This window comes from Flavobacterium sangjuense (genome assembly GCF_004797125.1).
GTDB lineage: Bacteria > Bacteroidota > Bacteroidia > Flavobacteriales > Flavobacteriaceae > Flavobacterium > Flavobacterium sangjuense.
The window spans coordinates 2008428-2023306 of record NZ_CP038810.1 but is presented as its reverse complement, the minus strand read 5'-3'; the positions used below and the strand labels follow the sequence as shown (position 1 = coordinate 2023306).

At 36.5% G+C, this 14879-nt stretch carries 13 protein-coding genes; 4 read left to right on the top strand and 9 right to left on the bottom strand.

Translation table 11 applies throughout. The annotated features are described in order from the left end of the window. Positions 1–2: 2 nt before the first annotated feature. The 9 genes from GS03_RS08835 to GS03_RS08795 form a co-directional block, all read right to left on the bottom strand. Positions 3–3014, bottom strand: a complete 3012-nt coding sequence (locus tag GS03_RS08835; protein WP_136152178.1) for a glycoside hydrolase family 3 N-terminal domain-containing protein — start codon at positions 3012–3014, stop codon at positions 3–5. Between the two features lie 12 nt (positions 3015–3026). Then, positions 3027–3509 carry an ABC transporter ATPase gene (locus GS03_RS08830; protein WP_136152177.1) on the bottom strand — a complete coding sequence of 161 codons (483 nt, stop codon included), beginning with the start codon at positions 3507–3509 and terminating at the stop codon, positions 3027–3029. An 8-nt stretch (positions 3510–3517) separates the two neighbouring features. Continuing rightward, positions 3518–4285 (bottom strand): phosphatase PAP2 family protein, encoded by a 768-nt coding sequence (locus GS03_RS08825; protein ID WP_136152176.1) that lies wholly within the window; start codon positions 4283–4285, stop codon positions 3518–3520. Positions 4286–4293: 8 nt separating this feature from the next. Beyond that, positions 4294–5085 (bottom strand): (Fe-S)-binding protein, encoded by a 792-nt coding sequence (locus GS03_RS08820; protein WP_136152175.1) that lies wholly within the window; start codon positions 5083–5085, stop codon positions 4294–4296. Between the two features lie 79 nt (positions 5086–5164). Beyond that, complete coding sequence (locus tag GS03_RS08815) at positions 5165–5611, bottom strand: LNS2 domain-containing protein (protein WP_136152174.1); 447 nt, start codon at positions 5609–5611, stop codon at positions 5165–5167. Positions 5612–5726: 115 nt separating this feature from the next. Continuing rightward, the gene (locus GS03_RS08810) at positions 5727–7031 is read right to left on the bottom strand and encodes a (Fe-S)-binding protein (protein WP_136152173.1); all 1305 of its coding nucleotides are present in this window, start codon (positions 7029–7031) and stop codon (positions 5727–5729) included. A gap of 10 nt (positions 7032–7041) precedes the next feature. Further along, positions 7042–8001: an MlaD family protein gene (locus GS03_RS08805; protein WP_136152172.1), complete on the bottom strand. Its 960-nt coding sequence runs from the start codon at positions 7999–8001 to the stop codon at positions 7042–7044. A gap of 94 nt (positions 8002–8095) precedes the next feature. Continuing rightward, positions 8096–9268 carry an N-acetylmuramoyl-L-alanine amidase family protein gene (locus GS03_RS08800; RefSeq protein WP_317128564.1) on the bottom strand — a complete coding sequence of 391 codons (1173 nt, stop codon included), beginning with the start codon at positions 9266–9268 and terminating at the stop codon, positions 8096–8098. 15 nt (positions 9269–9283) lie between these two features. Next, the gene (locus GS03_RS08795) at positions 9284–10441 is read right to left on the bottom strand and encodes an N-acetylmuramoyl-L-alanine amidase family protein (protein ID WP_136152171.1); all 1158 of its coding nucleotides are present in this window, start codon (positions 10439–10441) and stop codon (positions 9284–9286) included. A 133-nt stretch (positions 10442–10574) separates the two neighbouring features. On the opposite strand from GS03_RS08795, the gene GS03_RS08790 reads away from it, so the two are divergent. From GS03_RS08790 to GS03_RS08775, 4 genes are all read left to right on the top strand, one after another. After that, on the top strand, positions 10575–13241 hold the full coding sequence (locus GS03_RS08790) for a putative LPS assembly protein LptD (protein WP_246034048.1): 2667 nt from the start codon (positions 10575–10577) through the stop codon (positions 13239–13241). A gap of 94 nt (positions 13242–13335) precedes the next feature. Next, positions 13336–13716 carry a RidA family protein gene (locus GS03_RS08785; protein WP_136152170.1) on the top strand — a complete coding sequence of 127 codons (381 nt, stop codon included), beginning with the start codon at positions 13336–13338 and terminating at the stop codon, positions 13714–13716. Between the two features lie 69 nt (positions 13717–13785). After that, entirely contained in the window at positions 13786–14139 is a 354-nt protein-coding gene (locus tag GS03_RS08780; RefSeq protein WP_136152169.1) for an MmcQ/YjbR family DNA-binding protein, read from the top strand. Positions 14140–14206: 67 nt separating this feature from the next. Then, positions 14207–14836, top strand: coding sequence for a hypothetical protein (locus tag GS03_RS08775; protein WP_136152168.1), 630 nt, complete (start codon positions 14207–14209; stop codon positions 14834–14836). Positions 14837–14879: the final 43 nt, after the last annotated feature.

The window sequence follows — 14879 nt, the reverse complement described above, 5'->3', positions numbered from 1 at the left end:
ATTTATTTCTCAATAATCGCTTCCTGAATGATTTTTTGGATGTCTTCACGGATGTTTTCCTTTGAAAGCTTGTTTGGCAAATTAGAATCAGGATAGGTTCTATTCGATAAGAAAACATAAACAATATCCGTTTCCGGATCAGCCCAGGCAATAGTTCCCGTAAAACCAGTGTGACCAAAACTCGACATCGAAACACAGCCACATGTTGGACCGGCACCACTTATTTGTTGTTTGTCAAATCCTAATCCACGACGATTTCCTTCGCCACAAAACCAACACGTATTAAAATCATTGAACGTAGCTTCTGAGAAGTACTGAACGCCACCATAATTTCCTTTTTGCAGATACATCTGCATCATCTTAGCGATGTCCATAGCATTGGAAAAGATTCCGGCATGACCGCCTACTCCATCTTCCATTGCGGCTTCCATATCATGAACATAACCCTGAATGGTATCATGACGGAAATAAGTATCGATTTCGGTTGGAGCAATCACACTTTTATCAAATTTATGCAACGGATTAAAAAGTGTATTATTCATCCCAAGTGTTTTGTAGAAATTGTCCGCAGCCAATTCATCCAAATGCCTGCCCATGATTTTCTCCAAATATTGTTTCAAAATGATAAAGGTAAAATCGCTGTAGCGGTATTCTTTTTTATCAATCAGTGGACTATCGATGATTCGCTTCATAATGGTATCATGATAATCATCTCTTAAATACAAACTATCCGAAACGCGTTTGGTAAATCCTTCGCTATACATTTTACGATAGTATTTCTCCATTGGCATTTTGGCTGAGTCTAATGTAGCGGTGTAAAACGGAATCCACGCCTGCATTCTGCCATAGTGCGACAACAATTCTTTAAACGTAATTTTCTGCTTGTTCGAACCTTTGAATATTGGCAACATTTCGCCTAAAGTAGTTTCAAGTGTCACTTTCTTTTGGTCGTAAACCTGCATCACATTTGGCAAAGTAGCGACCATTTTGGTTACCGATGCTACATCATACAAATCGCTGTTCTTCACTCTAACATCGCCTTCATAGGTTTGTTTTCCAAAAGATTTTTGATAAATGACTTTCCCTTTTCTGGCGACCAAAACCTGCATACCTGGTGTCATCTTTCCATCAATGGCTTTTTGTGCATAGGTTTCAATCTGCTTCAGTTTTTCTGAACTCATACCAACACTTTCCGGAGTTGCAAAACCCAATCGGTTGAGTTTTTGAGTAGTGATTCCATCGCCAGCCTTTAATGAACTATTGATAGAAACCGGAAGCAATCCTTTGGCATCAATCGCTCCAAAAATCAATTCGGCCGAAACTTCCTGTGCTATGTTTCCATTTTGATAGGATACAATTACACCCGGTATTTCATTAAAATTCAAAATTCTTGATAAGGAATACGGTTTGGCAAAACAATCGATGATCACTTTCTTTTTGGAGGCAATCGAATCAATTACCTGTAATTCAGGCACTGTTAGTTCAGGTGCTTTCCACCAGGATTTATCCGATTTGTGGTAACCAATGATTACGGTTTCATAATCGGTTAACTTAACCATTAAGCTGTCAATATTGGCATCAGCAACTTCGGTGACTTCGGTATATTTCTTTAAAGTAGTGACAAACGAGCTGTTGGTGTCATCACCTAATTTTACATAGGCAATTTTCTGATTCAGGTTTCTAATTGGAAGAATATTTCCATCATTTTTTACAACGGTAACCGCATTCTCATACAATTCATACTGCAGCGTTTCATTCGATTTCGGATTCAAATCGTTATACAAATTGATGCCTTCAATAGGTTTGTAGTTGTTCAATCCTGCTTTGAATTTATAGCGTAAAATCTTCTTTACTGATTGCGCCAGTCTTTCATCTGAAATAAGACTGTCCTGATACGCCACACAAATTTTTTCTACGGCAAGCGGTACATTTTCTGCAAAAAGTAAAATATCATTTCCCGCCATAAAAGCTTCCAGATCAATATCGCCTGGAGCTCTGAAATTGGCTGCACCTTTCATATTTAAGGCATCAGTAAAAATAAGTCCATCAAAAGCTAAATCCTTTTTAAGCAATTTGGTAACAACATCATAGGAAATAGAAGTTGGATAACCTTCTCTTGGCTCCAAACTAGGAACATTCAAATGCGCTACCATTACCGAAACCAAACCTTCATCAAACATTCGCTTGTAGGGATACAATTCTACTTTATCTAAATGATCTAAAGTAGCATTAACGGTTGGCAAAGAAGTATGCGAATCGGTTGCTGTATCTCCGTGACCCGGAAAATGCTTTCCTGTAGAAAAAACTCCCTGACCTTGTGCGCCATTCATTAAGGCAATAGCGTGTTCCGTAACACTAACTTTATTTTCACCAAAAGAACGATACCCAATAATTGGGTTTTTTGGATTGGTATTGATATCTAAAACCGGCGCAAAGTTGAAATGAATTCCCATTCTTTTGCTTTCCTTAGCCAAACTTGTTCCTACTTTCTCAACCAATTTCAAGTCTTTGATGGCTCCCAAAGTCATGTTAAACGGAAAACGGAAGGTTGAATCGATTCGCATGCTCAAACCCCATTCGGCGTCAATACCAATAAACAAAGGAACTTTAGCAAGTGATTGGTATTTATTAGTTAGGCGTGCCTGACGCATTGGTCCGCCTTGAAAAAAGATTAATCCACCGACTTTATTCTCGGTAACCAACTTTTCAACATCGGCAACGTGAGCGGCATCTTTATTAGAATAGGCAGCAACCATAAATAGTTGTCCTACTTTTTCATCAAAAGACATTTGATTATAAATACTGTCAACCCAACGTGTTTCGATATCAGTTTCAGGGAAAAAGTTCTTTCTGGGATGTGGATGATAAACAGTTTCATCTATTGGAACAACTACTTCAGGCGTCGGTTCAGCTACAGGAACAACAGCTGTTTGCTTATTTTTAGTTGACGAACAATTCGTAACCAAAAACAGCAATCCTGTGCATAAACCTATACTGACTAATAACCTTTTCATAGAATTTAGGGCTTAAAAGAAACGGCTGTGCCAGCTTTCGCCAGCAGGAACTTCCCAGTTTTCGTTAAATTCTTCGATACTATTCACCAAATTGTTAAAAACAATGGTATTGGCGGTCACGGCTTTTTCTTTAGCCATTCGTTTAAAATCAATCAACGATTTATGCGCAATGTGTTCTCCGTTTTTAAACGTCACATTCATTTTATCCAACAAATCAACTTCGTATTTTTGTTCCAGATTTTGAATAAAATTCACAGAAGAATCGATAGAACAACCCGTTGCCTGTTGCACTTCCTGATTGACAGCAAGAATGATGAAACGATTGTATTTCAATAAATATGAAGCTTCTAATCCAGTTCCGTGCGCTGACCAATTTTCGACAAATGCTTTTAAATCATTTTCGATTTCAGTCATTTCATCGTCTGAAAATTTTCTATTAGATTGGTAAATCCAAATTTTAGAGTCTTCAGGTAAATTTTCAAAAGGGATATACATAATTTTAATTAAAATGTTTTTACAAATGCAAAACCGGTTGTCTTTCCATTATAAAACGGAATCATTGCTGTTTTAGTATTTGTCGAGTTCTTTTTTGTGAACCATTTGCTTGTAATTGGATATAACCAATAACCAGCTTTAGCACTAAGAATTCCTATTCCGGCTCCGGCTGCAACGTCGGTAAGCCAATGTCGGTTATTATACATTCGGAAAGCTCCGGTTCCTGCAGCTACAATATAGCCTGAAATTCCGTACCAAACCGATTCATTTTTATATTCCTGCATCATTAATTCGGCTCCCAAAAAGGCAGTTGCTGTATGTCCTGAAGGAAATGAATTAAGGCTGCTTCCATCCGGTCTTTCTACAGAAGCTGTCTTTTTAAAGGCATTAACAGTCAATCCCATTAAAAGATAAGATGTCGCAAAGATTATCGTTTTATCCTTAAAATTATTTTTACTTTTTACTCCAAGAGGGCTTAAACCATAGAAAGCTGCAATTGGTGCATATTGTGAAAAATCGTCAATGGATGTCTTCTTATCAATGTCTTCTGTAACCTCAGTACTAATACCGGAATTGAAACCCTTAATCTGACCACTTTCCAATCCAAAAATCCCGTAACCAATAAAAACAGCCGGAATGATTAGGCTTTTATACTTGAATTTTAACTGAATAGAATCCTTTTTTTGACTCGGAATTGTATCTGAAACGGATTGCGCATTAGAAACAAAAAAAGCAAAACAACAAATACAAAATATAATCTTTGTTTTCAAATTCATTAATCAGACTATAAATCCTGTGCGTTAGCGATTAATTCAGCCACGTCCATTACCTTAACATTCGCTTCCTGCTCTTTGGCTTTAACACCATCCGTCATCATCGTATTACAAAATGGGCAACCAGCCGCAATTATTTCGGGTTTGGTTTCCAAGGCATCTTCGGTTCTTTCTACGTTGATGTCTTTGTTTCCCGGTTCCGGTTCTTTGAACATTTGGGCACCACCGGCACCACAACATAAACCGTTAGCTTTTGAGCGTTTCATTTCTACCAACTCAGCATCCAGTTTTTGGATTAAATCCCTTGGTGCTTCGTACACATTATTTGCTCTTCCAAGATAACATGGATCGTGAAACGTAATTCTTTTTCCTTTGAATTGTCCACCTTCAATAGTCAATCTTCCTGAATCTAATAATTGTTTTAGGAATTCAGTGTGATGTACAACTTCGTAGGTTCCGCCCAATTCAGGGTATTCGTTTTTCAGGGTATTAAAACAATGCGGACAGGCAGTAACAATTTTTTTAGCTTCGTAGGCATTCAGCACTTCGATATTCATCATCGCCTGCATTTGGAACAAAAACTCATTTCCCGCACGTTTTGCCGGATCACCGGTACAACTTTCTTCAGTACCCAAAACAGCAAACTCGACATTCGCACGATTTAAAATACGCACAAATGCCTTGGTGATTTTCTTTGCTCTGTCGTCAAAACTACCGGCACAACCAACCCAAAACAGTACTTCGGGTTGTTTGCCTTGAGCCATCATTTCTGCCATGGTTGGCACATTTAATACTTCTGACATTTTTTAATGTTTATACGGTTATGCGGTTATTCGGTTATTTGAAAATTCAAATCAACAAATAACCAAATCCACGAATTACCTAGTCGTGATGCTCGTCATCGAACACCTGAATGGTAACTTCTTTTTCTATCAAATTGGTGAACTTTCCTCTGTAACGGGTTGCTTTTACCAAGTGATTGTCAATCCAGTGGTAATTTCCTCCACGTGGTTTTCCGAATAGAATTCCGTGATATTTGAAACCATGTTTTTTCAACCAAATCTCGGTATATTCTCTGTGTGCTTCTGTTCTTGAAGTAAAGAAGAATATAATGTGACCTTCGTCAAACCATTTGTTTAACGTAACTAATGCATCAGGATAAACCTCTGCAGTCAGCATTCTTTCCGGCTCTTCGTTTGGAATATCGTCGCAAACAGTTCCGTCAATATCGATTAAATAATTCTTAATTCCTTCAGGTAAAATCGGGCTTAAATGTTGGCCGTTTTCGGTAATACTTTGCAAGTTTTTTTCAATGTCTTCCGCTTTCATTTTTTTTCTAAATTTTTTAATATTTCACATTCATTTGACAAATTCCCAAGCCTCACATTTTTGGTCATTTGTTTTTATTTTAATAGATGCGATAAATCACATCCTGATTCAGTTATTATTCATTTTTCCAATTTAATCGGTCTTGTTGGTTGTATTGCCATGGTGCGCCGTTGTTCTCAATATTGGTCATCATTGCATTCAACGATTGTGGCGCAGCACTTTGCTCCATTACCAAATAGCGTCTCATATCCATGATAATTGACAACGGGCTGATATTTACCGGACATTCTTCTACACAAGCATTACAAGATGTACACGCCCAAAGCTCTTCTGCCGTTATATAATCATTCAGTAACGATTTATTATCCGGAACAAAAACTCCTTTGTTGGCATCCATATTTCTTCCCACTTCTTCCATTCGGTCACGCGTATCCATCATGATTTTACGTGGCGATAATTTTTTCCCGGTTTGATTTGCCGGACAGGATGAAGTACAACGACCACATTCGGTACAAGTGTAGGCATTTAGCAATTGTACCCAATTCAAATCCTGTACATCAGAAGCTCCAAATTTACCCGGAACCGCGTTTTCATCAACAGGTTGCGCTGCAAATGGATCGGCATTTGGATCCATCATCAGTTTTACTTCTTTGGTAACACTTTCCAGATTATCGAATTTTCCTTTAGCATTCAAATCGGCAAAATACGTATTTGGAAAAGCCAAAAGAATATGCAGGTGTTTTGAATAGTATAAATAATTCAGGAAGACCAAGATTCCTATAATATGCATCCACCAAGCTGTTAGTTCAATAGCTTCAACTTGAGCCAAATCTAATGAAGTAAACCAAGGATTAATATATTGTGAAATGATGTTTCCGGAATTCATTGCCTGAAAATGCAAATCGGTTGCGTTCATAAGTAGGAACAACGACATCAAAACCATTTCGAAATACAGAATCGTATCAGCATCTCTTTTTGGCGCGCCTTTCAAATCGGAACTGGCGAAACGCTTTAATCGGATAATATTTCTTCGAATCCAAAAAACAATTACGGCTATTAAAACCAATAACGCAAGGATTTCAAAAGAACCAATTAAGAAACCATAAAATCCACCAAGGAATGAAAATACTCGGTGTGTTCCGAAAAGTCCGTCAATAATGATTTCAAGTACTTCAATGTTGATAATGATAAAGCCGGCGTATACTATAATATGTAGCAATCCCGCAACCGGACGTTTTACCATTTTGGATTGTCCCAACGCAATCATTGCCATGTTTTTCCAGCGTGCTGATGGATTATCAGTGCGGTTAACATCATGACCAAGATTAATGTTGCGCTTTAGTTTCTTTACATTTTTAGCAAAAAAACCAATTCCCGCAATAAGGATGATAGCAAAAAGTATGTTGTCGATATACATCATGGCTTACACTTTACTTCTTTTTAATAGTATCGTTTACGGGTGCTTTATAAGGTTTGTTCTTCTTTCCGAAGAGCGATACGTTTACATAACGCGTTGGATTTAAACGAAAATCCTGCAGTAACAATTCCAATTCTTTTGATGATTTGGATAAGTTAGTATACATCGTTTCATCTTTGGCAAGTTTCCCTAAAGTCCCTTTACCCGATTGAACGTCAGCCATTATTTTATCAACGCTTGCTAATGTTTTTTCTAAACTTTTAACCGTTTTACCAATGTTTGCTTTAGAAATCGAATCCGATATTTTAGCAAAATTAGCGGATGCTTTATCCACATTTGCCATGGTTGAGTTGATTTTTCCTTTGTTTTCAGCTAACATTTCGTTTACTGATTTGGAAGCCACTTTGAATTCGGCTAAAGTTTCGTCAAGATTGGCAATGCTGCTTTTTAGATTCGCTTTGGTTTTGGAATCCAAAACAGAGTTTACATTTTTAAGAAGCGCATCCGCAGAAACTACCATTTTTTCGACTTTTTCCTGAAGTGGTGTTAATCGTTCTGCTACCAATGAAGTTAAACCCGGTTTTACATCACCTTGTAAAGTGATTCCAGATTCGGCAACCGATTTATCTTCAAAATTAGGCGTAATCATAATTTGCTTGCCTCCAATTAAACCTGGTTCGTAGATAGAAGCAATACTTGATTTTGAAAAAGGAAAATCAGATTTGATTTGTAATGACACTTGGATTTTGCCTGTCGTACCTAAGAATTTTATTTCGCTGACTTTTCCAACGTTAAGTCCGTTGATTGTTATAGGTGCCGAATTAACCAAACCCTCAACATTGTCATATTGAACGTAGAATGTTTTATAATCAGTAAGTAAGTCTCTGCCTTTTAAAAAGCTATAACCCCAAATAAATAATAAAATAGATGCAATTACTAAAATTGCAGTCTTGATTTCTCTAGTGATTTTCAATGTAAATCTTTTTTTTTATTTTGTACTGTTCGTCTCGTCTTTAGGACGAGACTCGAGTGGCAAAGTTAAAATAAATAATTAAAACTCCTTGTTATTATTGCTTTAATGCGTCCTGAACTGATACTTTCTTACCATTTTTAAAAGCAATTAAAAAGGCTGATGAATATCCTTTGGCTTTGGCTTCGGCTAATAGTCGTTTTGCTTCTTCATAATTGGTCGTTTCTCCATACATGTATTTGTATAAATTCCCTTCCGCTGAAACAGAAATATTACTTAAACCCTTGAAATTACTTGGAATCGTCTCTAATTTTGTCCCACTAGCTGAAAGCTGTACTTTGAATGAAGCTACTCCAGATGTTACCACTTCCGGTTTTGGCTCCAATTTTGGCTCCGGTTTTTTACCCTCAGGTATTTTTACTGTTGGCTTTTTAGCGATTGTATCTGGCTTTTTCACTTCTTCCATTTGTTGTGATGGCTTGATAGTATTATCATTATCACTGGTGCCAAAATATTCTTTTTTGTAACCGATAATCGCATTGGCAATAGATTCCGCTATTTCCTGCTGTCCTACTTCTGAATCAAGTTTTGCCCCTTCAGCCTGATTGGAAATAAAACCCATTTCTATCAAAACTCTTGGCATGTACGCTTTGTGCAAAACCATATAAGGTGCTTGCTTAACGCCACGGCTTTTCTTGCCTATTCCAATAAACTGTGCCTGGACTTTTCCCGCTAGGGCAATACTCTGATCTAAATATAATTCCTGAGCCATAATCATTCCGGCAAAAGATTCAGGAGATTTTGGGTCGAAACCTTCATATTTTTGTTTGTAATCTTTCTCTAAAGTTACAACCGAGTTCTCTCGTTTCGCCGCTTCAAGATTGGAAGCATTTTTAGACATACCCATTACATACGTTTCACAACCATCTGCAGCGTTGTTTGCATTCGCATTACAATGTATGGAAACAAAAATATCGGCATCAGCTCTGTTGGCTATATTAGCACGCTCAACCAAATCAATAAACTGATCTCCTTTTCGGGTATAAATTACATCAATACCGGAAGTTTTCTCTAATAGTTTACCGACTTTTAATACTACTGCTAAAGCAATATTTTTTTCAATATGCCCATGATACACGGCGCCATAATCATGATCGCCATGACCTGCATCGAGTGTTACTTTAAATTTTTGAGAATGGGCTGTATTAGAAAAAAACAAAATAGCAAACGCTGCTATTGTTATTATCCTTAGTTGTTTTATTAGTTTCAAAATCTACTTAATTAATTATTTTAAAGCTGACGCTTTTCCATCGGCAAACATGACAATAAATGCATCCTTAAAACCATGATTTTTGGCTTCACTATACATTTTTCTCGTATACTCTAAATCATATGACTTACCGTAATAATAACGGTATAGATTGTTTTCAAATGTAAACGAAATATCTTTTAATCCCTTGAAATCACTTGAATGTAAGTCTTTCCTTTTGGAACTGGCAAAGAGCTGAATTTTATATAATACCTGACCAGGTTCCGCTTTTACAGTTTGCTTTGCCTGTTCGCCCTTTGGGCTCGAGTCATCAGGTTTCGTAATTACGGAATCCGCAATTTCCTTTTGTTCGGCATATTTTTTATCAATGTCCTTTATATCTTCTTCGGTTAAAGTTTCATTGAAGTACATTTTTTTATAATGAATAATAGCGTTTGCTATCTGGCGTGCCATTTCGGTTTGCCCTTCATCAGAATTTAGATATTCACCTTCTTCTTTATTGGATAAGAAACCTAACTCAATCAAAACACCCGGCATTTTGGCGGCATCTAAAACCCATAAAGGTTGTTGCTTTACCCCTCTTGTTTTTCTGTTTAAACGATTGGTGAAATTGTCCTGAATGGTTGTGGCAAGGCTAATGCTGCTATACAAATTCTCTTCCTGGATTATTTGCAATCCTATCAAATTTTCCGGTTTACTTGGGTCAAATCCCTGATAATTTTTTTTGTAATTATCTTCCAGTAATATAACTGAGTTTTCTTTTTTGGCAACTTCCAGGTTCATATCGGTTCTTGAAAGTCCCATTACAAATGTTTCTGTTCCGGCAGGTTCAAAGTTCTTAACCGAATTGCAATGAATGGAAACAAATAAATTAGCATCAATCTTGTTGGCAATTTTTGGACGGTTAACCAATTCTATGAATTCGTCAGTTTTACGGGTATAGGTCACTGCAAAATCCTTTTCTCTTTCAAGAAATTTACCCACTTTAAGAGTGGTCTTTAGAGCAATGTCTTTTTCAACATATCCGTGATAGGAATTCCCGGGATCCTTTCCACCATGACCTGCATCCAATACTATCGAAAACTTATTAGCATCTGATTGTCCGAAAACATTCAGCATACTAAAAAAGAAAAGCACTGTAAAACAGGTTTTTATGCTATTTAAAAATCTCATAAACTCAAAAGTTAATTTTAATTAAAACCGAAAGGTTATAATACCAATATTTCCTTATTTTTGACCGGAAATATTGTGTAAGTTTGCCTCGTCAAAAATCAAGCCATATTTCTACAAAAATAGTATTAAACCTTTGCAAAGAAACTTATTTTATATCGTTTTTTTAACAATTTTCCTAACACTGGGAAACGCAAAAATATATTCACAAGATGGTCCGAAGCAAACCACTTCTTTCCCTCCTAAAAATCAGCAAACTACACCTGAAAAAACTACAGAACCTGTCTTAGAAGTAACCGAAGTTAAAGTACCTGACAGCATCAAGAAAAAGCCTTTATTGGAAGATAAGATAAAACGTAAAGCAGTTGACTACGAAAAGTTTGACCAAAAGAAAAAGCTAATCACACTCTACAATCAGGCTGAAGTTTATTATCAGGATATTGAACTGAAATCGGGAATCATTGTCATTGATTATGATAAAAATGAAGTTTATGCCGGAAGGATAAAAGACTCTGCCGGAGTTTATACACAAAGACCTCTTTTTAAACAAGGAAGTAATGTTGTCGAACCCGATTCTATCCGGTTTAATTTTAAAACTAAAAAAGCGTTGGTTTGGAATTCAAGAACAGACCAGGGTGAGTTTAAAGTAAAAGCCGAAATCACAAAAAAAGAAAACGACTCCGTTTACTTTATGAAAAAAGCGCGATTTACCACAGCGCAAGACATAGAAGACCCTGAATATTATTTTCAAACCAATAAAGTAAAATTAGTACCAGGGAAAAAAGTGGTAGTAGGATTTACCAATATGGTTATTGCCGATGTTCCAACACCTTTAGCTTTGCCATTTGCTTTCTTTCCAATGTCAGAGAAAAGCCGTTCCGGAATAATTGTTCCAAATTATAACGACAGTAACACCAGAGGTTTTTCATTGCAAAATGGTGGTTATTATTTTGCGTTAAGCGATAACTACGACCTTGCCGTTCTTGGTGATTATTACACCAACGGAAGTTATGCCATGCGTTTCGAATCGTCCTATGCCAAGAAATATAAATTTTTTGGAAATGTAAATATCCGTTTTGAAAACCTAATCAATAGCGAAAGAGGTTATCCTGATTATTCGAGAACTAACATTTACAACATCCAATGGTCACATTCCAAAGATTCTAAATCAAATCCGAACTCTCGTTTTTCAGCTTCGGTAAATCTTGGAAGCAGTAAATATTTTATCAATTCTATCAATCAGGTTAACGTAGGTTCAAGATTGAACAACACCCTGAGCTCTTCGATTTCTTATTCTAAAACATTCAACTCTGTGCCACAAGTGAATATGTCTATAACAGCTACACATTCGCAAAATACAAACACAGAACAAATTAACATGACCTTGCCTACTTTGCAAGTGAGTGTTGACCGAATGTATCCTTTTGCACCAAAAGACGGAACAAAAAAGGGCTTCTTTAAGAATATCAATTTACAATACAACTTAAGAGGTGAAAACAGAATTCAGACTACCGATTCGCTTTTCTTTAAACCGCAAATGTTCAGGGATGCTAAAACTGGTTTTCAACACTCTATTCCGCTGAGTACAAACTTTAAAGTCTTTAAATATCTTAGTGCCACAACTTCGATGAATTACAATGAAGTATGGTATTTAAAAACGATTAGACGTCAGTATGACCCAACGCAGAACAGAGTCGTTGATAATGAAGTACAAGGATTTGATGCCTTTAGAACCTATTCCTTTAGCGCCGGATTAGGAACAACTGTTTATGGAACGTTTAATTTTGGTGAGAAGAAAAAAATACAGGCAATCCGACACGTAATGCGTCCAAATGTAACTTATAGTTATACGCCAAGTTTTTCAAAATACTATGACACCTACGATTCTGACGGAAGTGGTACCATGATAAAAGAGTACACGCGATTTGACAACGGAATTTTTGGTTCACCGGGAAAAAACATGTCCAATAATTTAGGATTTAATTTGAGTAATACTTTTGAAGCTAAAGTAACCGAGAAAGATACAACCAAAACAGAGCCTAAAAAAATAATGTTGCTGAACAACCTGAATTTTTCAACAAATTATGATATTACTGCCGATTCATTAAAATGGTCTCCACTACGTGTTAGCGGTGGTACACTATTGTTTAAACAAAAGATGAATGTAAATTTTGGTATGACACTCGATCCTTACGCAATCAGCAACACCGGAAGACGAATCGATACCTGGAACATTGACAACGGTGGTAGTTTGTTTAGAATGACCAGCGCTAATATGACTTTAAACTATGCTTTCTCTAGTGACGATGGGAATGATGCAGAAAATAAAAATAGCCAAGGCGAGAGAAATGGTGGTCGTGAAGACGATTTGTTTGGTAGCAATACCGATTTGAGTGACAGACGACAGAGCCAATTTGGTGACGATGATGACAAAAAAGACAATGCTTCAAATGAACTCTTTAAATATAAATTGCCTTGGAATGTCACCCTTGCCTATTCTTTGACGTATTCTAATAACAACCGTCAGAAAAAAATAACCGGAAACTCGCTAATGGTTTCTATGAATACTGATTTAACACCCAAATGGAAAATTGGTGCTTCAACAGGTTATGATTTTGTACAAAAAGGAGTTACGTTTACACAGCTTCGATTTGAACGGGATTTGCTGAGTTGGCGAATGGATTTCAATTGGGTACCGTTTGGAGATAATCCGTATTGGGGATTTTTTATCGGAATAAAATCGGGAGTTTTGAGCGATATCAAATGGGATAAACGAAATCAGGCAGATAAAACGCTTAGGTAATTTGTGGATTTGGTTATTTGGTTATTTGATATTTAACCGCATAACCAGATAACCAGATAACCGCATAACCAAATAAACGAATAACCACATAACAATGAAAAAAATAATCTTCACAGACAAAGCGCCAGCGCCAATTGGACCTTATAACCAAGCTGTTTTGGTTGGAAACACACTTTATACTTCGGGGCAAATAGCATTGAATCCTGTGACTATGGAATTAGTCCTTGATGATATAGAAACCGAAACCAAACAGGTTATGGAAAACATGAAAGCCGTTCTTGAAGCTGCCGACATGACTTTTGACAACGTGGTAAAAACGACCATCTTTATTATGAACATGGGTGATTTCGCTCGTATCAATTCCGTTTACGGAAGTTACTTTGACGAGAAAACAGCACCGGCACGCGAAACCGTTCAGGTTGCTGGTTTACCAAAAGGCGTGAATGTGGAGATTTCGATGACAGCAGTTAAATAATTCGGTTATTCGTGGATTCGGTTATTTGATAATGCGAATCAACAAATAACCAAATAACCCATAACAGAAATGAACATAGACGACATCAAAAATATCTGCTTCGAACTTCCTTATGTCACAGAAGACATTAAATGGGGTAATGATTTGGTATTTATGGTTGGCGGAAAAATGTTCTGTGTAGTAGGCTTAAACCAATCGCCTACTTCGGCATCCTTCAAAGTTACCGAAGAAGAATTTGATGAAATGGCTAACCGCTTATACTTTAAACCTGCTCCTTATGTTGCCAAATACAAATGGGTGCTGATTGAAGACATCAGTAAAATGCGTCCCAATGAATGGCAGCATTACCTGCAGCAATCGCATGCGTTGGTTAAAGCCAAACTGGCACCTAAAATAAAGAAACAGCTCGGCATAGACCTTTAAAACAAATCCTTGATTGTGAAAACAATTTGTTTTTTCTACTTTTGGTAATCCCAATTATAAAACTAAAATGAAAGCAAAATTCGCATTCCTTATACTGCTATTATCTTCTAACTTCATTTTTTCTCAGGAAACTAATGACAAAGAAGTTTTGACCGCTACTCCTACTGAAGAGACTGAAAACGGCAAAATAGAAAACAGTGTATACACTTGTTATCGGTTTGACTGGAAAATAAAAATTCCAATGAACTATGTCATCACCGATGTAAAGAAGGTTGAAGAATTACAAAAAAAAGGGCTTCCGGGTGGAATAATTGCTAAACCAACCAGCCCGCATTTAATAGGTTTTGAAGTAGATAAAAGAAATACTTTTACTGCCGCTTTTGAATCTTTAGCAGGATCCCAAATAACATCACTTGAAGAACATAAAAATTTCATAATTAAATTAATGAATGATACCTATTCTAATATTGAAACGCTCAAATTTGATTTGACGAGCGCCGATATGAAAATAGGAAAATATGATTTCTACAAAGTGCAAACAAGATTATATGATCCCAAAACCGGTGAATTATTACTGACTCAGGATTTGTACAATAGTTTTATAAACAACAATCTGTTTAGTGTAAACATCAATTTTAATAATCCAAACATTGGAAGATTGTTAACCGATAACTTTATAAGTTCGTTAAGCAACTAATACTTATTATAACTTATCATAACTCATCTAATCCCTGATTGTG